A 21,917-nucleotide genomic window follows, 5' to 3' on the forward strand; every position below is an offset into this window, starting at 1 on the left:
TCGTTTGCATAGGGTGAGTTTAGAATGAGTTTTGTCATAATTCATTTTTCTTTTGATTTAACCTTGTTGCTACCTAGTTAGCGCTTTTTACTTGAGCAAGAAGTTCATATCTCGATCGTAAGTTTAATTTACGAAGTAAGTTTGATGAGTGAGTTTTCACTGTATTGATACTGACGTGCTGCTGAGATGCAATCTGAGAGTTTGAAAGCCCCTTTAGCATCAATGTGCAGGTATCCCTTTCCTTTTTAGTTAACTCTTTGTAATTGATTATATTTTCGCAAGCTGATTCATAATTAGGCTCATTGCTTTGATAGGAAGAAACCAGCTTATTTAACACTGACCTTGGGAACCATATATCTTCTTGATAAACAGATAAAATTGCTTTCGATATAAACTCAAAGTGCTGACCGACTTGCCCTGAAAAGCCTTTCTCTAGCCATACTGTAGAGGTATTGTCATTCACATTGACTGCTAACCAAAATTCGTTTCGTTCATGTAGGATAAATCCGTATCTTTTGGGGCATGGCATTGTTTGAATATCAAATAAAACAACCGTTTCAGGTTCGAGTTTCGGTACTTGCACAAAGCATTGGGAATGAGTGATTTGCGCGCTAGGAATAGATACCGAAAGTAGGTCTTTTATCACCCTATAGTATGAATTATTGCGGGTAAGGACATGAATGTCTAACGCGAGTTCAGAATCAACTTCCATGATTGACCTCTCTATTTACTCATACACAAAATCTTTATTAATCGCTAGGTTAATGGGGAGTTATCCCACTGTCTCTGGTTCAATAATATTAGTATTGATTGAGCATTATTCAATGGAATGGATGTGCTATTTGTTTTAATTATTGATTTTCAAAGGAAAATAATAAAATTGAATGGAATGCGCACCAATGGGTTCATACTTTAGTACCGTAAATGGTGCGTTTGTTAAAGGTAGGGACTAGCTAGTTTTTAGTTGGATGTAGATTTGCTCTACCTTGGTACGTGCCCAATCTGTTTTACGCAAAAACTTTAAGCTCGATTTAATGCTTGGGTCTTTTTTAAAGCAGTTGATGTTCACCATGTAACTCAACTCTTCCCAACCGTAATGTTCAACCAATTCAGTCAGTAGCTTCTGTAGAGTGATACCGTGAAGTGGATTATTGTCTTGTGTCATGAGATGTTCTCGCCATTTATTTGAGCTAAGTATACCAGTTTCGCTTTATGAATTATCCGACCATTTGAGTTCGTAATCGGTGTGGATAATCGAAAGCTCTTCTCTACCTGTATCACCAAACAATTTAACTTGAGTCTGCATCCATTCTTCGAAGCGTTTTATCTTTTCTCGATGGAAGTAACCTGGAGGCGCGCATAAAAAGTAATTGTATTTAGGCTTCAGCGCGATATTACCGATTCGGACGAGTTTCTTTTCCTGCAAATAGCGATACACCAAGCTGTGCTTAACCAAGGCAACGCCCTGAACGGATAATGCACCCTCTAAAACAAAATGTGAGCCGTCAAATTGCAATGATGAACGTCCTGCCTTCGCCCCAGCAACGTCTAACCATAGATTCCAATCCATATCAGGCCAACGGTCTTCAATTAACTCTGCTTTATGCAGATCGCTGATGTCATAGATTCCATATTTTTCTTGATAGATAGGATGACAGACAGGGTAAACAACTTCGTCCATTAACCAACGTGATTCAATATTTGGGTAGTTACCATGACCATATCGAACACAGACATCGACAGCTGAGTCTTCAAAGGTAACCAGTTTGTTGGTCGGTTCTATTAACATAGATAAATCTGGGTGACGGTCGCGGAAGTCGCCAATTCTAGGCACTAACCAATGTTGTGCAAAAGAGGGTACGGTCGAAATCGATAACTGAGTGGGGTTGGGGTCTTGGTTTATTCGTCTTACTCCATCTTGAATATGAGCAAAGCCTTTCTTCGCTTGTAGATAGAGCACTTCACCTTCATGAGTTAATACTATTTTTCGGTGCTGGCGAATAAACAGGTCTGCGCCTAACCATTCTTCAAGTTGGCGAATTTGTTGGCTGACTGCTGCAGCCGTGACAAATAGCTTTTGTGCGGCGAGCTTAAAACTGCCTGTTTCAGCTGCCGTATAAAAATAGTAGATCCCTTGGAATGGTGGGGTACGCTCTCTCACATTAGTTTTCCTTAACTGAATGCCAGTATCTATCGTTTGTCGACGTTGCTCTGCTGGTTGATTATTGACCACAACAAAGCAAAAGATCAACAGGAGAAAGGCTATGAATACGATCACAGCAACAGCAAATACCAACCATTCATTTTTGTCATCATTATCAATTAAGAAATTCTATTCTAAATTAAGCCTGTACTTTCAAAATCGTAGAACCAGAAAGCAACTGTCTGAGCTACCCGATTATTTACTTAGAGATATCGGGATTACGTCGGAACAAGTCGAGAAAGAACTGAAGAAGTCATTTTGGGAGTGATTCAAGGCAACGTAGCTTTTAACTCGACGTTGCTTTAACTCAACATAGTTTTGTCGGTGTCGGCAGGTTTACGTTACCGTTCTATGTTGAGTTAAGTTTATAGTTTATATAAAGAAGTGGGAGATGAGATTTAACTCTCCAATAGCTCGTTTACTTCTTCGTGCAACCAATTGGTGAACGCGGTAATGCGTTCTTCTCTCGGGGAGTTAGGATCAAAGCATAGGTTTACTTGAACACCAGGTGTCATGCCAATATTAAAGGGCTTCACTAACAAGCCGCGTTCGATGAAGTCACCAGCCAAGCTGTCTGTTGCCAAGCAAACCCCATGCCCTGCCATGACCGTGGTTAGCCCCATATCAAAGGTTCCTACTTCCATCCACTGAATGGTGCTGCTTTGAGTCGATATGTTTGCTTGCCTAAACCATTCCTCCCACGGGAAACAACCGCTATCAAACTGAATCAGCCAACATTTGAGGAGTTGTTCAGGTGATGTGAAGTTCAAAGAGTTTGCGAGTTCAGGGGAGCAAAAAGGGTAAACCGGTTCGTTGATTAGCATCTCAAGAGTTAAGCCTTCTTCAACACACAGATCTTCGCCCTGCAGAATAGCCACGTCAATCTCACCATGTTTTAAATTTGGGGTGTCAGACCCTGTGAGCACCTTAATTGGGATCTCTGGGTGTTTTACCGAGAACTTCCACAACCTAGGCAGCAACCAACGAGAAGCAAAAGAAGGGGGACTTCTAACAACAAGCAACCCTTGAATAGGTTCTGATTGGATCTTGTTTAACCCCAGCAGAACCTCTTGAAATCCATCAGAGACATGTCTAAAAAGTGTGTGCCCTTCATGTGTCAAAGTCATTGCACGCCCCTTACGAATAAAGAGCTTACATCCAACCTGTTCTTCTAACTGTCGAATCTTCTGGCTGACTGCTGCCTGAGTGACGAACAGCTCTTCAGCCGCTTTACTGTAATTGCTCAAGCGTGCTGCAACTTCAAAGTAACGGAGGCCTGAAAGGTGACGCAGTCTATTGTCCATAATCTCAGCTTATAGTTCTTGTTAATAATGATTGTTCGCTTATCGAACAGGTTGTTTTCATAATAGCGATAAATAAACAGGGAATACAAGAGAGAGAACATGAAAGCAATAACCTGCTGGGTCGGTATATTTGTTACTCAGGTACTTAAAATCAATGATAATACTAAGGTGAGGAAGCCGACTAAATCTAGACAAGTTGTTTGCTTGGAATCGTTAAGTCATCGAATGAGAAAGGATGTCGGCTTAGATTACGAGAGTAGTGATGCTGCGGATTATACTAAGTACTTATAATGTGAGCTTACAAAAAAGGAGCCATAATGGCTCCCTCTCGATTTTAATTATTCTTCCCAAACCACCAATTTATCTTTCGGCCAGTTATGACCAACTTCATGGTATTTCTGCTCAAGGATATGTCGCTTGATTTTGAGAGTCGGGGTTAACACGCCATTCTCAATGCTCCATGGTTCCTTAATCATCAATACACCTTTGATCTTCTCGTGTGAACCAAGCTGCTCGTTCATTTTCTCGATAACGCGCTTTGTCGTTTTCTCATAGCGAGCTCGATCGAAATTAGGGAAGTCATGCGGTACCACAAGTAGGATTGGACCAGGTAGGCCAAGACCTATCAAACACATCATTTCTACGCGGCTGTACTCAAACAGTTTGTTTTCGATTGGTACAGGGGCAACAAACTTACCTTTAGCGGTTTTAAAGGTATCTTTCTTACGCCCACGAATCGTTAGGTAACCTTCACTATCGATATCACCGATATCACCGGTATGAAGCCAACCATCCGAGTTAAAAGACTCTTGGGTTGCAATATCATTCTTGTAGTAACCAGAGAATAAGCCTTTGCCTCGAACTAGAATCTCTTCATCTTCAGCTATTTTGAGTTCGATCCCTGGACCTGCATTACCAACCGTACCAATTTTATCGGCTCTGAATGGGTAGTTGAGCGTGCTGTAGGCGAAAGACTCTGTCATGCCCCATGCCTCGGTAATGTGCAGGCCAACACTCTCATACCATGCGAGTAGAGCGGGTGATACAGGTGCAGAACCACATCCAAGAACGCGAGCTTGGTCTAACCCTAAGCCATCAGCAAGTTTCTTCTTAATGATGTTGTTGATAAACGGAATCTTCAGTAAGAAGTTCAGTTTCTTCTGTGGTAATTTGTCTTGGATTCGCTGCTGGAACAGAGTCCATAAGCGAGGAACTGAGATAAACAGTGTAGGGCGATGCATTTTCACATCATCAATAAAGGTGTCTAAAGATTCAGGGAAAGCCGTAACCACGCCCCCCATCACTGAAGAACCAAAGATGTAAACGCGTTCTGTAATATGAGCAAGTGGTAAGTAAGAAAACAGGCGATCGCCAGGTTGGATTCCAATATGATCAATCAACCTTTGAACAGACCAAGTAAACGCGCCGTAGGTGAGCATTGCGCCTTTTGGTAGCCCTGATGTACCCGATGTATAAACAAGTGACATCAGCTTATCGTCGTGATGCTGAGGGCGTTTGGTTGATGGTTCATGTGTATCAATGAGCTGTTCGAAAGTGTGTTGGCACTTCGCTGCGCTGTCGTATGGCAGTGAAATACTCACTAAGCTCGGATTGTCATCAAGTACTTTTTGAGTGGCTTTAGGATCGTCAAGCTTACCTGCAATCACAATTTTACATTCACTGTGTTCAATACAGTATTGAATGGTATCTGCACCCGCTGTAGGAAAGATTGGGACGCTGACAAAATCTCCTAACATCATGGCAAGATCGCAGATGAACCATTCTGCACAGTTTTTCGATACGAGAGCGACTCGATCGCCAGGTTGGGCTCCGAGTCCTTCTAATGCTGACGCTAATTTCAGTGCTTTGTCGGCTACTTCTTTATAAGTAAATTCGACAAATTGGCGGTTAATAATCTGTTTCAAATAGACTTCATCTGGGCGTTCTTCTGCCCATTTTAAAATCATGTCATTGGGTGTAGGGAGAGCTGTTGCTTGTTCTTGGCTAAACTCGTTAGGCTGAATCATTGTCTAACTCCATGTTTTTCGCTAAGTTATTTTTGGTTATTTTTGTTAAAATCATGTTAAATGTACCATGATTTTTTCTTTTAGGGAGTAAAATTAGCGTTTTCTGTTATCTGTGCAGGCACGTCTGTAGCTTGCAGGGGTTACCCCCGTCCTTTTCTTAAAAATTCTTGAAAAATACGACACATCCTTGTAGCCACATTGATAAGAAATTACAGCTATTTTTGATTCGGTATCCGCCTCAATCAACTTTTTGGCTAACAGTATTCGTTTATCGCACACAAAGTCTCTAAAGCTTACTCCAAAGTGTAGATGAAACTTTTTAGAAAAATAGGTTGCTGAACAGTGACATTTTTCAGCTATGTCCGTTTCTCTTATTTCCTTGTTAATGTTATCCATAACAAAATTAACAACTTCAGAAGCAAACTGCTTGGTCGGCTCCTGGTTGTTGCTATTCATGTCTCTATCGAGGTCGAAGTGTGCTTCAAAGATATGCTGTGTTTTACTCTTTAATTCTTCGAAGGCACTGGTCAGATGATTGTTACTCGTTTCTATAATGAAAAATATATTCTTATGATTTCGAATGATATTAGGTATCTCAAATGGAGAAATTAAAACTATCCGCTTGTTTAGGTTTTTACAAATAGATAATGCCATGGTAAGTAATTGAATTTCACTTTCTCTATTTAAAATGAAAAATACAATTCTTACATCTAAGTTACTGATAACTGATATATCTTGTTGAAAATTTTCCACAGGGAAGTAGCGACTAATTTTATTTATAATAATTGAATTAAACTCGCTATCTATATCTGATAGCAGTGGTGTTATTAATTTCATTTCTACTAAACCTGTATCATATATAAAGGGCCAGATGTGAAAATTTAGAAATAAGGGAGTTATTACAGAGATTAGAAGTACAACAAAAAAGTGCAAGTAAATGGCAAAAAAATCCTAACCGAATGTGTGACTCACCTCTAGATTTACTTTACAGGTAAACGAAGCCTGTTATGAAAATCAAGGAGAGGTTGTCATGGGTAAGTTTTTGAATAATTGCAAAGAATTCATGAAAGATGAAGAAGGGTTGACTGTAATCGAGTATGTAATCGGTGCAGCATTATTGGTTTTAGGCTTAACAACTGTATTTTCAGGCCTAGGAAATACACTGGCAACTAAACTAAACACTATTGTTGCCAATGTTGGTAACACTTCGGGTGGTTAATACTATCATGGATAAGAAAAGAGCAAGACAGCAAAAAGGGCTTACTACGGTCGAATACGTGATTGGTGCTGCTTCACTTGTTCTTGCTGTTGGATTCATTTTTTCTGGAATGGCAACAGCCTTACTTAGTAAGTTCCAGAGTATTATATCGAGTGTATAAATAGAAAATATGATTAATGAGCCTTCTGCTTTTTGGGCGTTACTAATTGCAGTTTCTGTATACGATGTTGAGAAGCATCGTATACCTAATAAAATATTGACTCTTCTTTTATTTGTTTATTTTTTGTCAATGTTTGATAGCAATTATACGTTGGGTTTTTTCTTGTCTTCATTAGCAGGGCTTGTCGTACTTTTTGGGTTTGGTTTGCTTTTGTATTTTATGAGAGCGATGTCTGCAGGTGATGTGAAGTTATTGGGTGTTGTGGGATTGTATCTTGGGTGGGGACAAATACTTGATGCGTCGTACTTTATCTTACTTGCCTCTGGGATGATCGGATCCTTTTATTTACTGTATAACTACGCTAACTCAAGTAGTGTCAGCATTAAAGGTTATTTCCAAAATAAACTTATTTTATTGAGTGGTGTTTCACCAGTCAAAGATGAGCTTACTAATTTTCATAATCGATACTTAAATAAAGTGACAATGCCTTTTGCCCCCTCTGTTGTCATAGGATTAGCGATGTATAGCTATTTTAATTAAAGCTGTTGTTGGTAAGCTTTGTGGAGAGGAATAATATAATGGATATTATAGGGCATACGGCTTCAACAACATTAAAACCGCAAATATCAGCTCCTGTTGTCCCAACATCACTTGATACGTTGGGAATTCCTGAAGTCGTGATTGAAAATCTCGTACTTAAGCATTTGTCTGCATACCCTAAATCGGACGTTTTAGAACTTTCCAATCATATATGTGTTGTGACTCATATTGTGGAAAGTGCTTTGGCGGTATTGAGGAAAAAATCTCTAATTGAGGTTTTTCAACCTACCTCAGATCTTTCTCTCTCATCTGCATCACATAGTCATGTTCGTTATTCTCTCTCAGAGAAAGGGCTAGAAGAAGCCGATTTAGCTTTCAAGCGTGATGCTTATTTAGGTCCAGCCCCAGTTTCTCTTGAGCAATATAGTGAGGTGGTCAAGCAGCAAGACCTTAGGGCTGAGCTCGTGACTCGTCCACATGTCGAGGCGGCGTTAAGTGATGTCTATGGCATCGATAAAATGATTTCCGTCCTAGGGCCGGCAATAAACTCAGGGCGAGCCCTTTTGTTATATGGGCATGCTGGTACTGGTAAAACCTTTGTTGCTAGCCGTATTGTCAACGCTTTGCACACTTCGGTGTTTATTCCTTATGCCGTCTATGCGCTTGGCAATATCATCAAGGTTTTCTCAGCACAGCACCATAAATCTTTAGATAGAAACGGGAGTACCAACGCTATCTCGCTAAAAGACCAATATGATAAACGTTGGCTTAACTGTGAGAGACCGAATATTCAGGTGGGTGGTGAGCTTACCATGGATATGCTTGAAGTAAATCATTCAGAGAACAGCCGAGTCTGGTTAGCACCGGTACAGATGATGGCTAACAATGGGATCTTCGTTATTGATGATCTTGGTCGTCAACCAATACCTGTAGATGCATTGTTAAATCGATGGATTGTTCCGATGGAGTATTCTTTTGATTATTTATCGTTGCCCAATGGTCAGCAGATAACGATGCCGTTTGTTCTAACTCTTGCCTTTTCCACTAACTTAAACCCCAAGAAAATAAGCGATCCGGCGTTTTTACGTCGCTTGGGCTACAAAATTGAATTTAAACCTTTAAATCAGCGAGATTATGAAACTTTGTGGATGAGCGTGGTCGCTGAAAAAGAACTAGAACTTCAAAATGGTTTCTTTGAGCGTTTGTCTCAAATGCACACGCTTCTAAAAGTGCCTCTTTTCCCTTGCTTACCTAAAGATCTCGTTGGTATAAGCAAAGACATTCTTTCGTTTGAGCAACTCCCACCTGTTATCACATTCGATATTCTTTCCATGGCATGGGAAGTTTATTTTACCTCTGATGGACACGAGGAAGAGAATAATGAATAAGAGTCAAGTTTTCCTACTGTTTTTACTGTCCGTAGTATTCGGCTTAGCGGCTGTATTTTTTGCTAAGCAGTGGATGGATGATCAAGTTCAGCCAACCGTTGAAGTTGAAACGGTCGAGCGTCACCCCGTTGTTGTCGCATCACAAGAAATCGAAGCTGGAACCATAATTGAAGAGCAGTATTTAACGACGAAGTTGATGGAAGTTGATTGGATCAATGAAAACAACTATTCGGATCAATCTGAGCTAATCGGTAAGGTTGTCGCTAATACCATTTATGCCGGAGAGGTGCTTCACAAGTTACGATTTACTGTACCAGGAGAAGGGTCAACGCTTGCAGCTCTTATCCCTGAAAATAAACGTGCGGTAACGATACGTGTTGATGATGTTATTGGTGTGGCAGGTTTCTTATTACCGGGTAACAAGGTTGATATTCTCAATACGGTTTCTTACGGAAAAAATTCTGCAGCTACTCAAACGGTTCTTAAAGATATTAAGGTTTTGGCTGTAGATCAAACGGCTAAAACGAATGAAAACAGTCCAATTATTGTACGAGCGGTAACTCTTGAGATGACGCCGAAAGAGGCCGAGAAACTTCTCACGGCTAAAAGCAAAGGCAGTATTCAGCTGACTTTGAGAAACCCACATGAAGTTGAGAAAAAAGTGGTTCGTCGATATGTGCCTAGACCAAGTGTCACCATTATCAAAGGTACAGAAACATCTAATGTGCGCGTCAAGGATTGAGGTGAAATATGAGAATATTAATTGCGTGTGTTTTGAGCCTAATTTGTATTTCGACGGCCAGTGTTGCGGCGTTACAAACGGGAAAAACAGTCACGGTTCCACATCATAAATCTACGCATGTCGTGCTGTCGGGAAAAGCGGCGAAGGTTTCTCTTGGTGATCCTGAAGTTTTAGATATTGTAATTTTAAAATCAAATGAAGTGTTTTTAATTGGTAAAAAATTAGGTGCGACAAACCTAATGGCTTGGGACTCTCGAGGTCGGTTGATTGAGTCTATTAACATTGAGGTTACTCATGATCTTAATAGCCTCAAAGCTAAATTATATGAGTTTCTTCCTGATGAAACTATCGAAGTGCACAGTGCTCAAAATCGTCTGTTGTTAAGTGGACAGGTGAGTAATCAACAGCAGATGAATGTGGCAATTAGAATTGCAGAAACCTATTCATCTGGGCAAACCGCTGATGAATCGAAAGAGAGTGGTAGTGAACAAGCTGCGGCTACGGGGGTTATCAATTTAATGTCGATTGGTGGGGCTCAACAGGTCATGTTAGAGGTGACCGTAGCCGAAGTTCAACGAAGCTTGGTAAGAAAGTTTGACGCCAATTTCCATTTCTTCCAAACCAGTGGTTCAGACTTTTCATGGGGGGCATCTTCAGTGCCTGCTGGTGTTCTGGGTGCGACGCCTATCTTTGATATTCCCACTTCTACGGATTACGGTATTTTGGGATCTTTCATTGATAGCAATACATTGTTTACTTTCGCATTGGACGTAGCAAAACAAAATGGTGTGGCGAAAGTTTTAGCAGAACCTAACTTAACCGCATTAAGTGGCTCAAAAGCTGAATTTTTAGCGGGTGGTGAGTTCCCTATTCCGGTGCCTGACGAAGATGGTATTACCATTGAGTATAAAGAATATGGCGTTGGGTTAAAGTTCATCCCTACGGTTCTTAGCGACAAGAAAATCAATCTAAATTTGGCCGTTGATGTGAGTGAAATTGCCAACAGTAGTTCGTTAACGATTGACCCTGGTACTACTAATGCGACTTACTTTATACCTCCTATTACTCGACGAAGCGCATCGTCGACACTTGAATTAGCCGATGGACAAACTATCGGTATCGCAGGTTTATTGAGTGAAAACGTTAGAGATATCAGTAATAAAATGCCAGGTTTTGGTGATGTGCCAATTTTAGGTCAGCTTTTCAATAGCCAAGAGTATGTATCTGGCGAAACAGAACTCGTTATTCTTGTTACTCCTAGACTTGCCAGACCAATCGATCGAACGAAAGTGACGTTACCTACGGATGCTTTCGTTGACCCCAATGACTTGGAATATTACTTATTAGGCCGAAGCGCTTACATCGCTGAACCGTCAGAGTCGGACTCCGAGCAATCTCAATCGACACAGACTGTATCGCCGACTGATGGTGGTAGCGAAGGCTCATTTGGTCATGATTTATAAGGAGATGGATATGATTAGAATAATGATGGTCTTTCTCGTGATGGTGTTAGTTGGCTGTGCGAACGATGCTCGTTTAGGGCACTCAGTAGCACTAGTGAAAACTGAGCAAACGTATAACCCTAATGCGACCCAAGAGAATTTACTCGAAGTACCTGATGGTACAGGGGAGCGGATGCAGACTGGTTACGACAGATATGTTGGCAGAGGTGAAAATGACCTGTCCGGAAGTAGTAGCCAGATCTTAGAAGAGTTTAATTAAATCTGGAGGTACTCACATGTTGTATCGAGTATCACAAAGTCCGAAAAAACAGAAAGGATTAGTGGTGATTATGATTACTGCTGCCTTGTTGGTTTTTTTAGCCGTCTCAGCGTTAGCTGTAGATATCAACCATATGGTTGTGAACAAAACACGGTTACAAAATGCGGTAGATTCAGCTGCTTTAGCTGCCGCAACTATTTTGGATAATAGTAAGGATAAAGATGCAGTAGATGCCGAGGTTGGCACTGCATTAAATGCCATGGCTGGCTCGACGGGAAACCACGAGTTTGATTTTTCAACCGCTTCAATCAGTATCGATTACTCTAATGATCCTCAAGACTTTACGGGCACGGCTACTTTTGGCATCGACGATGATGTTTATGTGCGTGTTCGAGTAGATTCATTGGGTATGAGTGAATTCTTTATTCAATTATTTGGCCTTGATAAAGAGGTATCTGCTAGTGCTGTTGCGGGCCCCAGTTCAGGGCAAGAAGTTGTAAATAACGTTGTACCAATAGGTGTATGTATTGGTGATGGGACATCTGACAATGATATAGATCCTGAAGATGGCTTTCATGATGTAACTGGTGAAGAAATAACGAATGTTTTTGGCTATGAAGTCGGTACCGTTCATGCTTTGAAAGTTGGAGATAACAAACTATCTGAAATGGGTAATGGAAATTACCACCTATTGGACTTTGGCTCTGGTGGTAAAACGGTAAAAGAAGGTCTAGGGGGGAACTATAGTTATCCTGTTGCAATAGGTGACGATATAACCACCAAACCAGGAGGAACGGTTGGTCCTACCGGTGATGGCTTAAATACTCGATTTGGTGATTATGGTGGAGGATTATCGGCATCAGATTACCCCACTGATTATGTAACGACTGAGCCTACTAATGAGATTACGATCGATGCTAGTACGGGAGATATCGATTTTGACGGCAGTTATACCTATGCTCAATATGAATCAGCGACTAACACATGCATAGCTAATAATGGTTCTGGGTGTGCGGCTAATGGTGTTGCTTGGCGTCGTATATTACCTATACCTATGGTGGATTGTTCAGGTAAAAGTGGCGGTGCGACTGAATTTACGGTGAACAAAATTGGTTGTTTCTTCTTGCTACAAAAAGCGCCGACCAATAACTCAGGAACGCCTGCAGTTTTTGGTGAATTTATACACTCTTGTAGCGTAGCTAGCGGATCTGGCAGTACTAACTCGACTACGGAAGGGACATACAAAATCGTATTGTATAAGGACCCAGATAGTGGGGAGTCGTAACCATGAAACTATTCAATAAATTACAGGGTGGTTTTGCAGCCATTGAGGTGGTTATAGCGACCCCGGTATTACTGTTCTTTCTGATATTGGTGCTGGAATTTGGCAATATTTTAGTCCATTACAATGTGATATCTAAATCTGTGCAAAACGGTGCTCGTTACGCAGTTAGTGAAGTCTATGGAACGATCGGTGGAACTATTGCGCCGACTTCCGAAATTCAAAATGTGGTGGTTTACGGACAGAATAGTGTAGGGACTGCGGTGTTATCTTCATTGACGACTGCAGATGTTACCGTTACGCCACCGTCAGGAGATAGTTATGTACGGGTAAGTGTTACCTATGATTATGTTCCACATTTCTTGTCTATTCCCTTTTCCTCGGAGAGTTTTTCGATTCCGTTAAGCGTCACTTCGGTTATGAGGGTGCTGTGATGAGAAAGTCAAAAAGGTGTATTGAAGGGCTTGCTATCATAGAGTTCACATTAGTGTCATGGCTGATTTTTCTCTTGATTTTTATAATCTTGGCATTGGGTGCCTATATGTTTTCGTTGCAGATGGTAAGTGAAGCCACGAGGAAAGCAGCAAGGTTAGCAACGGTTTGCTATGTAGCAGATAGAGATAATATTGCCGCAATGGTTGTGGGAGATATTCCTCTTGTAGGATTTACCGCTGCCAATTTAGAAGTTGCTTATTTAGATATTGATGGGAATGAAATTACGTCAGGTTACGACACTGATCCAGTATTTAGTACCATTAAATTTGTAAGGGCGAGTGCAACTGGATATGGCGTTCAGTTAATCGGAGATTTGAGTTTTTTTGGTACTAGTGGGTATCTTACAGCTCCTTCGTTCGAAACTATTTTGCCAGCTGAGAGTTTAGGAGTTGTTAGAGCTGATTCCGAAACAAGGAATAGATGTCCATGAGTTATTTTATACAGGAGTTGTAGCATGGGGGAAGCAATTAAAATAACGCCAAATGAGAGTGATATTGTGCGTTTGAAAACAAACCTTAAGGTCTGGTTAATATACAGCTCAGAAGGTTTTCTTTCACATATGAGTCTTGAATTAAAGAAATGTCGAAATGTACATGTTACATCATTTTCTCTCGCAGCAATGAGCGAGGAATACCTAAAAAATGCTGATGTTCCAGAGCTTATCTTTGTAGAAGCAAGTGGAAGTTGGGCACAAAAAATGGTGGAGTTACAGGGGTATGATTTATCGCTCGAGGATAAGGATTTATCTTTAGTTGTACTCGGGGACGAAAGTGATAACGGGTCATTAAAAATTGCGCTTCGCTTAGGAGCCTCAGATTTCTTATCTCATAATGTCACTATTTCAGACTTACTCCCTTTGCTTAAGAAAACGGCTTCCGAAAAGCTTGAAAACTCCAGTTATGGAGAATTTATCTTGTTTTTGAACACCAAGGGAGGGATGGGAGCAACCACTTTAGCGTTAAATACCGCTATTGAGATGGCTAATCAACACCCAAATGAAGTTCTCTTACTCGATATTGATCTCCAATTTGGAGTAATTCCTGATTACTTAAATATTATTCCCACCTACAGCGTTTCTGATGCAATAAATAGCGCGAATGACCTAGATGAAATCTCCTTAGGTACTTTGGTCAATAAACATGAATCTGGTCTTCATGTTCTAAGCTTTAAACATGAAAACAATGCTGATGATTTCGAGCAGGCACAAAAAATAGGCAGACTGCTGCCTATATTGCGCCGTTTTTACCCTTATGTGGTGATCGACCTATCTAGAGGGTTAGATCATGTATTTGCATCTGCTATATCACCTGCAACGAAAGTGCTTCTGGTTTTACAGCAGAGTTTAGTGTCAGTAAAAAACACAAGTAGATTAATTAAGTCTCTGAAGTTTGAGTACGGCTTACAAAGCGACGCAATAGAGGTAATCCTTAACCGTTACGAAAAACGACATTCTATAAAGTTAAAAGACATTGAGCAGGCGGTGGGCAATCACGACATCCACCTGATGCCTAATGATTTTAAAGTGGCACTAGAGAGTGCCAATTTGGGGCAACCGTTAGTTCAGTCGAGAAAGAAAAGCTCAATTACTCGTTCTATCATCGATTTGTCTCACGTTCTTTCACCACCAGAGCAAGAAGAAAAAGGCTGGTTGAAAAAGTGGTTTTCATAACGGGTAGATGAATAGTGAACACGAGGGATTGTGATGTTCTTTAAACGAAAAAATGTAAATCCAGAGTTTGAAAAAAGAGTAGAACAGATTTCGCATGACTCAGAAGATACCAACCCTGTTGAGCGTTTATCCAGTGTTGATACGTCTAGTCAATCTCGCAGTTCTGAAGCGAATGTAGAAAAGGAAAAGGCGATTGATGAAGCTCGAAAAGTGTTAGAGCAAGAGTTATCAATCAAACACTTTTTTCATAAGCAACTGCTTGAGACCCTAGATTTAGGATTACTCTCAAGTTTGGAAAAAGAGCGGGCTAAGGTTGACTTGCATGAAGCCATTTTACAGTTGATGGCTGACGATGGTAGTCATGCGCTGAGTGCTGAAGGGCGAAAGCGGGTTATAAAGCAGATAGAAGATGAGGTGTTTGGTCTTGGGCCGTTGGAGCCTTTACTCGCTGACCAAACCGTTTCAGATATCTTGGTCAACGGTCCTAAAAGCGTTTATGTCGAGCGAAGAGGTAAACTTGAAAAGACGCCGTATACTTTTCTTGATGATCGCCACTTAAGAAATATCATTGACCGTATCGTAAGCCAGGTTGGTCGCCGAATCGATGAAGCATCACCTATGGTAGATGCGCGCTTGGTTGATGGCTCACGTGTGAACGCTATTATCCCTCCTCTCGCACTTGATGGCCCTTCTGTTTCTATCCGCCGTTTTGCTGTGGATCGCTTAACGATGGATAACCTTATTGACTACAATTCAGTTTCACCCCAAATGGCTAAGTTTGTTGAAGCTGCAGTAAAAGGCGAGCTCAATATATTGATTTCAGGTGGTACAGGTTCAGGAAAAACCACCACGTTAAACATATTCTCTGGCTTTATTCCACGTGATCAACGAATAATTACCATTGAGGATTCTGCGGAGCTTCAACTTCAACAACCTCATGTTATTCGATTGGAAACTCGCCCAGCAAACCTTGAAGGTAAAGGCGAAATCAGCCAGCGAGAACTCGTAAAAAATACCCTGCGTATGCGCCCCGACCGAATCGTGGTTGGTGAGGTTCGTGGTAGCGAAGCGGTTGATATGCTGGCTGCGATGAACACGGGCCATGATGGATCTCTTGCTACTATTCACGCGAATACCCCCCGTGATGCTTTGAGCCGTGTCGAAAACATGTTCTCGATGGCTGGGTGGAACATATCAACCAAAAACTTACGAGCTCAAATAGCTTCGGCTATCCACCTCGTCGTACAGATGGAACGACAAGAAGATGGTAAGCGTCGTATGGTGAGCATCCAAGAGATCAATGGTATGGAAGGTGAGGTGATTACGATGTCGGAAATTTTCCGTTTCCAACGTCAAGGTATTGATGAAGATGGCAATATTATCGGCTATTACACAGCAACGGGGGTAGTTCCTCAATATCATGACCAGTTAGTCAAACGTGGACTCGACCTGCCTTTCGAGCTCTTTACTGAGACTCACGGTTAAGGAGAGGTTATGGATAATGTAAGCGTTTCATTAGGTCTGTTATTCATTGCGGTGCTTTTTATCTCTCAAGCTTTGTTATTACCTGCTGCAGGGAAAAAAGCGAAGCATAAAGAGTTGTCTCGGCGTTTGAAGGAGGCGCAACGTAATATCGATGAAGAGAGTCTATCTTTATTAAAAGAACATTATAACAAAGAATTATCTCCTATAGACCGTAAGTTAATAGTTATTCCATACTTTGCTGGATTAAAAAAAATGTTGGAATTAGCTGGTTTTAAATTAGCATTGAGCCGGTTTTTACTTATTGTTTCTCTTTGTGGTGTCTTGCTCACATTGATATCAATAATGACCAATCAAGAATGGTTTATTAGTTTAGCAGCATTCATTTCTGTTTGGGTTATATCTTATCTGTATGTACAAAATCGAGTGGCTTATAGAATGGCTCGATTCGAAGAGCAACTTCCAGAGGCTTTAGATATTATCCGACGAGCACTGCAAGCAGGGCAACCGCTTGTTCAATCATTTAATGAAGTTGGTGAAGAACTTCCTGAACCTATCGGTGCTGAGTTTAAAAATACCTACAACTTACTTAATTACGGTTATGACTTACGTTTAGCTATTTTACAGATGGCAGAGCGAGTTCCCACCGTATCAATGTTGGCTTTTTCTAGTGCAGTAATGCTACAAAAAGAAACTGGGGGGAATCTATCAGAGAACCTGCAAAAGGTATCTGAAGTACTAAGAGCCCGCTTTAAGTTAGAAAGGAAAGTAAAAACGCTCTCTGCTGAAAGCCGTCTGTCAGCATGGATCTTAACCTTATCCCCTTTTGGTTTATTTTTTGCCTTAAAGGTAGCCAGTCCTGAATATATCGAGCCACTTTACAAAGATCCTCGCGGTCTATCGATGGTCAGTGTCGGTATTGTTCTCTTGGCGATCGGAGCCTTGTGGATTAAAAAGATCATCAGTATAGAGATTTAACTTATGGAATTATTAAATATTGAAGTCTGGAAGCAGATGTTAGCAGAGTTTGGGATCAGCTCTCAGGCTGTTATCTATGCGATGATTTTGCTCACTACTGTCTTATTAACATTGACTATTGGGTTCTTGTTTTTAGGTGCTAGATCTCCTTTAGATAAGAAGCTAAGACAAATATCTGAAGAGGGGAGTACTGGTGGTCGAAAACCTTATGATTTTTCTAATACGTTAGAATCATTAAGCCCCTTTATAAGTAAAGGTAATAAAAAGGACAATGAAACTTACTCAGAAAAGCTGATGCATGCTGGGTTCCATGAGAAGAGCTCGTTATCAGTTTTCTACGCGTTGAAGGTTTTATCTAGTTTAATAGGCATCGTCGCTGCTTTTATGGTCTATTACATATCGTTGGGTGGAGATTACAATAATTTACTCATCATGACTTGTGTTTTTCTCGGAACATTTACGCCAAATATTATTCTGAACAAGTTACAAAAAGAGCGTCAGAAAAAAATAAGAAATGGTGTCCCTGATGCGCTTGATCTTCTTGTTGTGTGTACCGAGTCTGGGCTTGGTTTTAATGCAGCCCTTGGACGTGTCGCATCTGAGATCTATGTCTCTCAGCCGGAACTTGCGGATGAACTAGAGACTGTGTTTGCTAAAATCCAAGCGGGTGTCACTATGCCTGATGCGCTTAGACAGCTTATCGAGCGAACCGGTTTAGTCGAATTGGAAGGGTTGGTTTCTTTGCTTTCTCATGCATCGAGAATGGGCGGTAGCTTAGCGCAAACGCTTCGTGATTATACTGAAGACTTTAGAGATAAACGTCAGCAAGCCGCTGAAGAAATTGCGGCGAAAATACCGACCAAAATGTTATTTCCTATGCTGATTTTTATTTGGCCTTGTTTTTTCATTGTTGCACTTGGCCCAGGACTACTTATCGTAATGGACGCATTGAGTGCGCCGGGAGCAAGTTTATGATGTTATACAATAAGTTCCTTCTACTTTTCCTACCAATACTACTACTCGGTTGTGCATCATCTGATGAGCCAACGAATCAATTTGATGCAGAACTGTATTCTGGTAAACCGATAGATACGTTAACGAATGATGACCCTCCTTTGAGTGAGAAAGAAGCGATCATGCGTGGTGATGTAGCATTAAGGGACAACAACATCGATCTAGCCTTGTATGAATACATCCGCTCTCTGTCTTTTCCTGAGCAAGAGTTTCACGACAAAACGCTGTTTACTATAGGTAAAATCCATTCATCTCGTGGCAACTCGGCGCTTGCCGAGAAAGCGTATTTGGCGGCCTTAGATTTCAATCCAGCACATACCGAGGTACTGGAGGAATTAGGCGTTTTGTATACGAAGCAGCGACGAACGGATGAAGGTCGAAGTTATTTCTTTAAAGCGATTAATGCCGACCAAGTTCGTTTGAAAAGCAGTGAAACGATTAAAAACCACCAAGCGTTAAGCCAAAGTGAAGTCGCTAGCTTGAAGGTTGACAGTATGTCTCCTGCATCAGCATATATGGGAATTGGTGTGTTGGAAGATGTCGACGGAAAGCATCAGATAGCTCAAGAGTACTTCAAAAAGTCACTGCAGATAGACAAAAACTCATTCAAAGCTCTGTTGAATATGGGCTACTCCCATTACATGTACGGCAATTACAAGGAAGCGTATCAGTACACGCGTTCAGCTCTAGAGTTAGAGCCAAATAGTGAGAAGGCCCAAAACAATCTAGCCCTCATTTATCTGGCTTCCGGTGATGTTAAGAAAGCCACTAATATGTTTATGCGACATATGGATACGCCTGAAGCGTTGAATAATGTAGGGTATTTCCTAATATTACAAGGTAAGCCGGATGAAGCCGTTCCTTACCTTCAGCAAGCAATAGACAAGAAACCATCGTATTACAGAGTTGCGAACGAAAACTTAAACAGAGCACTAGCGGAAGTGAGAGAGATGGAGCAATAGTCGTTTAAATTTTGGCTCAGTGAAAAGGATATTCATGTCGCCTAAAAGTGAGAGTTTTAATAAAGATATCATTGTTATCTCTGTCATTTGGCTAGTTTGTGCCACAATGATCTTTATTTACAAGTGGGAGAGTGTTTCAGCTCTTAACCTGAATGATAATGACGACTATATGCGTTTCGTTCAATTTCAGGATTGGATGGCAACTGGACATTGGTACCTAGAGCCAATGAATAATTTTAATGCCGCTGATGGCATTGTTATTCATTGGTCTCGCTTTCCTGATTTAATCTTATCGCTCGTAGCTTTTCCATTGTTGTTTATCGTCGATGATAATCTTGCTTATACAATATCCATTTCTCTTGTCCCTCTGCTTTACTTGCTACTTTTTTCGCTGTCATGCTTTTACCTAGCTGACCACCTCTTCGGTGCCAAGTATCGCTTTATTAGTATGATGTTTGCGATTTCTTCGCCTTCAATTATCCATTTTTTACCCGGTTCTATTGATCATCATAATATTCAGCTGGTCTTCGCGGTCCTATTTCTAGCTTTAACGCCATTGAATCATGAGCAGTTGCGCCATGCGTGGCGTGTGTATGCGCAATCTATCTTGCTGTCTCTATCTTTATGGACGGGGCTTGATAATGTTTTGCTATTCATGTTTTTTTTCGCGATTTACACCGTGTATTACGGTCTTGTTCGCCATGAGTGGTTTGGCTATATCTCTAAGTTGTATGCGAGTTCCGCTCTGTTTGGGATTTGTGCGGTTTTATTAAATCGGCCTTACGATGAGTTTTTCGTTTTTAAGTACGACGAAATATCATTTGTTCTCATCATCCTTTTCTTCTGTGGCTGGCTTTTCGTTAATGTTTATCATCGGTTTATGAATGAAGATAACAGTCTACTGCAAAAGGTTTTTCTGTTCGTATTTCTAGCTGTTCTATTTTTAATCCCAGTGGCAGTGCTTTATCCATCACTCAGCAGTGCGTTGTTAATTGATTACCCTCCAATACTTAAAGTCTATTGGTTAGACCAAGTGACGGAAGCGAAATCGGTCGTTAGATATGTCGCAAGTCATGGTTTTTTCTCGATAGAGAATTACGCTTTGCTCGTGATTCCTGCCACTTTGTATCCACTTTTTAAGCGTAAAAATCACCACTGCGCAATTTTGTATCTCATCTTTATGTTCAATTTAGCCCTTGCGATCTTTTGGCAGATTAGAGTCATGAGGTTGTGTTTTGTGCTAGCGGCTCCCCTCCAAGCATACGTGATTCTTCAGTTAGCAGATTACATCCGTTCCTCCATCATAAAAGCAGCGGTTATTACTTCTGGAGCACCACTAGCGGTCGCCTTTGTCATTCTCGCGTTGTCGCCAACCGAAGAAATTACAACTACTCTTGATCAAAAGGAGCAATCTCTGAAGATTCATAAGGTGTTAAAAGATAACGATATAAATTCGCACACCATACTTTCAGGGATTGAAACGGGGGCTCCAGTGTTGGCAAAAACGGATAATCGAATTATTGCTGCTCCTTACCATCGAAATATTGTTGGGAACCAATTTCTTATTGAAGTGATGCTAGAGGAAGATCTGAGCTTAGCCGAACGGAAAATCATAGAGAAAAGCATCGATATCATTGTTATTGGCAATGATCCGCATTTGTTGATTTTAAAGGACTCGGCTAGCGAGGAGGCATTGATCAATAAGCTGTACAGCTCAGATACGCCAACTTGGTTAGATGTTGTGTACGACAATATTGAAAATGGGTACCGAGTGTTTCGAGTCAGGGAGAGCTCATGAAGAATCAAACCATAGCGGTGTTACTCCCGTGCTATAACGAAGCCGGAGCGGTTGGAAAAACGGTGGCTGACTTTCAACGTGCACTACCAAGTGCGACGGTTTATGTGTACGACAATAACTCTACTGATGGCACGGTCGAAGAGGCGCTGCAAGCTGGTGCTGTTGTTCGCCATGAGTATCGTCAGGGCAAAGGTGAAGTTGTGCGACGGATGTTCTCAGATATTGATGCTGATATTTATATTATGGCTGATGGTGATGATACCTACGACGCCTCCATTTGCCCTACACTGATTGAACAACTGGTTACTGAACAGCTCGATATGATCATTGGCAGTCGAGAGCGCTCTTCCGAGGCTTATCCTGCAGGACATATTTTGGGTAATAAGATGTTTTCGACTCTGATAAATAAAGGGTTCAATGCTCAATTGAATGACGTTTTCTCTGGCTATCGAGTGATGAGTCGCCGGTTTGTAAAAACGGTCCCTATTTTCAGTGACGGCTTTCAAATTGAGACGGAACTAACCGTGCATGCATTGCACCACAATATGTCGATCAAAGAAGTACCCACTCATTATCACTCAAGGCCTGAAGGCACGGCGAGTAAGCTGAATACATTGAGTGATGGGATCAAAATCCTCAACTTTATTTTGTTCCTGCTACGAGACGTAAAGCCGATGTTTTTTTTCGGTGCTTTGTCGGTGTTGCTTTGCTTTATCTCATTGGGATTAGGGGTTCCCGTTATTATCGATTTTATTGATACCGGGCTCGTTGAAAGAGTCCCAACAGCTATTCTGTCTAGTTCAATTGCACTTATTGCGGTGATGTCTTTCTTTTGCGGCTTGATACTCGACAACGTGTCGCGCGGCAGACGAGAGATGAGGATCCTTTCAATATTAAGAAGTCACGATCACAAGCCATCTCAATAGGATTCA

23 protein-coding genes are annotated in these 21,917 nt (G+C 41.1%); 17 read left to right on the top strand and 6 right to left on the bottom strand.

Going from position 1 to position 21,917, the window contains the following annotated elements:
* Positions 1-73 precede the first annotated feature (73 nt).
* From AB4274_RS16750 to AB4274_RS16760, 3 genes are all read right to left on the bottom strand, one after another.
* Positions 74-712, bottom strand: coding sequence for a response regulator transcription factor (locus tag AB4274_RS16750; protein WP_102319915.1), 639 nt, complete (start codon positions 710-712; stop codon positions 74-76).
* A gap of 237 nt (positions 713-949) precedes the next feature.
* Complete coding sequence (locus tag AB4274_RS16755) at positions 950-1,165, bottom strand: VF530 family DNA-binding protein (RefSeq protein ID WP_102319916.1); 216 nt, start codon at positions 1,163-1,165, stop codon at positions 950-952.
* 45 nt (positions 1,166-1,210) lie between these two features.
* Positions 1,211-2,161 carry a LysR substrate-binding domain-containing protein gene (locus tag AB4274_RS16760; RefSeq protein WP_065584041.1) on the bottom strand — a complete coding sequence of 317 codons (951 nt, stop codon included), beginning with the start codon at positions 2,159-2,161 and terminating at the stop codon, positions 1,211-1,213.
* A gap of 103 nt (positions 2,162-2,264) precedes the next feature.
* Here AB4274_RS16760 and AB4274_RS16765 point away from each other — a divergent pair, with 103 nt between their 5' ends.
* On the top strand, positions 2,265-2,471 hold the full coding sequence (locus tag AB4274_RS16765; protein ID WP_017063291.1) for a DUF1127 domain-containing protein: 207 nt from the start codon (positions 2,265-2,267) through the stop codon (positions 2,469-2,471).
* A gap of 130 nt (positions 2,472-2,601) precedes the next feature.
* Here AB4274_RS16765 and AB4274_RS16770 read toward each other — a convergent pair whose 3' ends face one another.
* From AB4274_RS16770 to AB4274_RS16780, 3 genes are all read right to left on the bottom strand, one after another.
* Entirely contained in the window at positions 2,602-3,507 is a 906-nt protein-coding gene (locus tag AB4274_RS16770) for a LysR substrate-binding domain-containing protein (protein WP_372074603.1), read from the bottom strand.
* Between the two features lie 338 nt (positions 3,508-3,845).
* On the bottom strand, positions 3,846-5,534 hold the full coding sequence (locus AB4274_RS16775) for an AMP-binding protein (protein WP_136973756.1): 1,689 nt from the start codon (positions 5,532-5,534) through the stop codon (positions 3,846-3,848).
* 93 nt (positions 5,535-5,627) lie between these two features.
* On the bottom strand, positions 5,628-6,371 hold the full coding sequence (locus tag AB4274_RS16780) for a helix-turn-helix domain-containing protein (protein ID WP_372112672.1): 744 nt from the start codon (positions 6,369-6,371) through the stop codon (positions 5,628-5,630).
* 193 nt (positions 6,372-6,564) lie between these two features.
* On the opposite strand from AB4274_RS16780, the gene AB4274_RS16785 reads away from it, so the two are divergent.
* From AB4274_RS16785 to AB4274_RS16860, 16 genes are all read left to right on the top strand, one after another.
* Positions 6,565-6,753 (top strand): Flp family type IVb pilin, encoded by a 189-nt coding sequence (locus tag AB4274_RS16785; protein WP_136973754.1) that lies wholly within the window; start codon positions 6,565-6,567, stop codon positions 6,751-6,753.
* Between the two features lie 169 nt (positions 6,754-6,922).
* A complete protein-coding gene (locus AB4274_RS16790) occupies positions 6,923-7,453 on the top strand; it encodes a prepilin peptidase (protein WP_372112674.1) in 531 nt (176 codons plus the stop codon).
* A gap of 38 nt (positions 7,454-7,491) precedes the next feature.
* Entirely contained in the window at positions 7,492-8,841 is a 1,350-nt protein-coding gene (locus AB4274_RS16795) for an AAA family ATPase (RefSeq protein ID WP_372112676.1), read from the top strand.
* Positions 8,834-9,583 (top strand): Flp pilus assembly protein CpaB, encoded by a 750-nt coding sequence (gene cpaB, locus AB4274_RS16800; RefSeq protein WP_059020093.1) that lies wholly within the window; start codon positions 8,834-8,836, stop codon positions 9,581-9,583. The genes AB4274_RS16795 and cpaB overlap by 8 nt, the downstream gene beginning before the upstream one ends.
* 8 nt (positions 9,584-9,591) lie before the next feature.
* Entirely contained in the window at positions 9,592-11,046 is a 1,455-nt protein-coding gene (locus AB4274_RS16805; protein WP_372112678.1) for a type II and III secretion system protein family protein, read from the top strand.
* Complete coding sequence (locus AB4274_RS16810) at positions 11,036-11,305, top strand: hypothetical protein (protein ID WP_050652463.1); 270 nt, start codon at positions 11,036-11,038, stop codon at positions 11,303-11,305. Before AB4274_RS16805 ends, AB4274_RS16810 begins: the two co-directional genes overlap by 11 nt.
* A 16-nt stretch (positions 11,306-11,321) precedes the next feature.
* Entirely contained in the window at positions 11,322-12,590 is a 1,269-nt protein-coding gene (locus tag AB4274_RS16815) for a pilus assembly protein TadG-related protein (protein WP_372112679.1), read from the top strand.
* Between the two features lie 2 nt (positions 12,591-12,592).
* Positions 12,593-13,021 (top strand): TadE/TadG family type IV pilus assembly protein, encoded by a 429-nt coding sequence (locus AB4274_RS16820; RefSeq protein WP_050652461.1) that lies wholly within the window; start codon positions 12,593-12,595, stop codon positions 13,019-13,021.
* On the top strand, positions 13,021-13,512 hold the full coding sequence (locus AB4274_RS16825; protein ID WP_102319923.1) for a TadE/TadG family type IV pilus assembly protein: 492 nt from the start codon (positions 13,021-13,023) through the stop codon (positions 13,510-13,512). The genes AB4274_RS16820 and AB4274_RS16825 overlap by 1 nt, the downstream gene beginning before the upstream one ends.
* A 24-nt stretch (positions 13,513-13,536) precedes the next feature.
* The gene (locus tag AB4274_RS16830; RefSeq protein ID WP_102319924.1) at positions 13,537-14,751 is read left to right on the top strand and encodes an AAA family ATPase; all 1,215 of its coding nucleotides are present in this window, start codon (positions 13,537-13,539) and stop codon (positions 14,749-14,751) included.
* Positions 14,752-14,784: 33 nt separating this feature from the next.
* Positions 14,785-16,236 carry a CpaF family protein gene (locus tag AB4274_RS16835; RefSeq protein WP_171732476.1) on the top strand — a complete coding sequence of 484 codons (1,452 nt, stop codon included), beginning with the start codon at positions 14,785-14,787 and terminating at the stop codon, positions 16,234-16,236.
* Positions 16,237-16,245: 9 nt separating this feature from the next.
* A complete protein-coding gene (locus tag AB4274_RS16840) occupies positions 16,246-17,211 on the top strand; it encodes a type II secretion system F family protein (RefSeq protein ID WP_102319926.1) in 966 nt (321 codons plus the stop codon).
* A 3-nt stretch (positions 17,212-17,214) separates the two neighbouring features.
* Entirely contained in the window at positions 17,215-18,186 is a 972-nt protein-coding gene (locus AB4274_RS16845; RefSeq protein ID WP_102319927.1) for a type II secretion system F family protein, read from the top strand.
* Positions 18,183-19,187, top strand: a complete 1,005-nt coding sequence (locus AB4274_RS16850; RefSeq protein ID WP_102319928.1) for a lipopolysaccharide assembly protein LapB — start codon at positions 18,183-18,185, stop codon at positions 19,185-19,187. Before AB4274_RS16845 ends, AB4274_RS16850 begins: the two co-directional genes overlap by 4 nt.
* 34 nt (positions 19,188-19,221) lie before the next feature.
* Positions 19,222-20,985 carry a hypothetical protein gene (locus tag AB4274_RS16855; RefSeq protein ID WP_372112681.1) on the top strand — a complete coding sequence of 588 codons (1,764 nt, stop codon included), beginning with the start codon at positions 19,222-19,224 and terminating at the stop codon, positions 20,983-20,985.
* Positions 20,982-21,911 (top strand): glycosyltransferase family 2 protein, encoded by a 930-nt coding sequence (locus AB4274_RS16860; protein WP_372112682.1) that lies wholly within the window; start codon positions 20,982-20,984, stop codon positions 21,909-21,911. The genes AB4274_RS16855 and AB4274_RS16860 overlap by 4 nt, the downstream gene beginning before the upstream one ends.
* Positions 21,912-21,917: the final 6 nt, after the last annotated feature.

It is taken from the genome of Vibrio sp. 10N.261.55.A10 (assembly GCF_041470825.1).
GTDB classification, from domain to species: Bacteria; Pseudomonadota; Gammaproteobacteria; order Enterobacterales; family Vibrionaceae; genus Vibrio; species Vibrio crassostreae_C.

Bases quoted from the DNA above. Each gene is read 5' to 3' on its own strand.
- AB4274_RS16750 (WP_102319915.1), bottom strand. From the start codon at position 712: ATGGAAGTTGATTCTGAACTCGCGTTAGACATTCATGTCCTTACCCGC.
- AB4274_RS16755 (WP_102319916.1), bottom strand. From the start codon at position 1,165: ATGACACAAGACAATAATCCACTTCACGGTATCACTCTACAGAAGCTA.
- AB4274_RS16765 (WP_017063291.1), top strand. From the start codon at position 2,265: ATGAATACGATCACAGCAACAGCAAATACCAACCATTCATTTTTGTCA.
- AB4274_RS16770 (WP_372074603.1), bottom strand. From the start codon at position 3,507: ATGGACAATAGACTGCGTCACCTTTCAGGCCTCCGTTACTTTGAAGTT.
- AB4274_RS16775 (WP_136973756.1), bottom strand. From the start codon at position 5,534: ATGATTCAGCCTAACGAGTTTAGCCAAGAACAAGCAACAGCTCTCCCT.
- AB4274_RS16780 (WP_372112672.1), bottom strand. From the start codon at position 6,371: ATGAAATTAATAACACCACTGCTATCAGATATAGATAGCGAGTTTAAT.
- AB4274_RS16785 (WP_136973754.1), top strand. From the start codon at position 6,565: ATGGGTAAGTTTTTGAATAATTGCAAAGAATTCATGAAAGATGAAGAA.
- AB4274_RS16790 (WP_372112674.1), top strand. From the start codon at position 6,923: ATGATTAATGAGCCTTCTGCTTTTTGGGCGTTACTAATTGCAGTTTCT.
- AB4274_RS16795 (WP_372112676.1), top strand. From the start codon at position 7,492: ATGGATATTATAGGGCATACGGCTTCAACAACATTAAAACCGCAAATA.
- cpaB (WP_059020093.1), top strand. From the start codon at position 8,834: ATGAATAAGAGTCAAGTTTTCCTACTGTTTTTACTGTCCGTAGTATTC.
- AB4274_RS16805 (WP_372112678.1), top strand. From the start codon at position 9,592: ATGAGAATATTAATTGCGTGTGTTTTGAGCCTAATTTGTATTTCGACG.
- AB4274_RS16810 (WP_050652463.1), top strand. From the start codon at position 11,036: ATGATTTATAAGGAGATGGATATGATTAGAATAATGATGGTCTTTCTC.
- AB4274_RS16815 (WP_372112679.1), top strand. From the start codon at position 11,322: ATGTTGTATCGAGTATCACAAAGTCCGAAAAAACAGAAAGGATTAGTG.
- AB4274_RS16820 (WP_050652461.1), top strand. From the start codon at position 12,593: ATGAAACTATTCAATAAATTACAGGGTGGTTTTGCAGCCATTGAGGTG.
- AB4274_RS16825 (WP_102319923.1), top strand. From the start codon at position 13,021: ATGAGAAAGTCAAAAAGGTGTATTGAAGGGCTTGCTATCATAGAGTTC.
- AB4274_RS16830 (WP_102319924.1), top strand. From the start codon at position 13,537: ATGGGGGAAGCAATTAAAATAACGCCAAATGAGAGTGATATTGTGCGT.
- AB4274_RS16835 (WP_171732476.1), top strand. From the start codon at position 14,785: ATGTTCTTTAAACGAAAAAATGTAAATCCAGAGTTTGAAAAAAGAGTA.
- AB4274_RS16840 (WP_102319926.1), top strand. From the start codon at position 16,246: ATGGATAATGTAAGCGTTTCATTAGGTCTGTTATTCATTGCGGTGCTT.
- AB4274_RS16845 (WP_102319927.1), top strand. From the start codon at position 17,215: ATGGAATTATTAAATATTGAAGTCTGGAAGCAGATGTTAGCAGAGTTT.
- AB4274_RS16850 (WP_102319928.1), top strand. From the start codon at position 18,183: ATGATGTTATACAATAAGTTCCTTCTACTTTTCCTACCAATACTACTA.
- AB4274_RS16855 (WP_372112681.1), top strand. From the start codon at position 19,222: ATGTCGCCTAAAAGTGAGAGTTTTAATAAAGATATCATTGTTATCTCT.
- AB4274_RS16860 (WP_372112682.1), top strand. From the start codon at position 20,982: ATGAAGAATCAAACCATAGCGGTGTTACTCCCGTGCTATAACGAAGCC.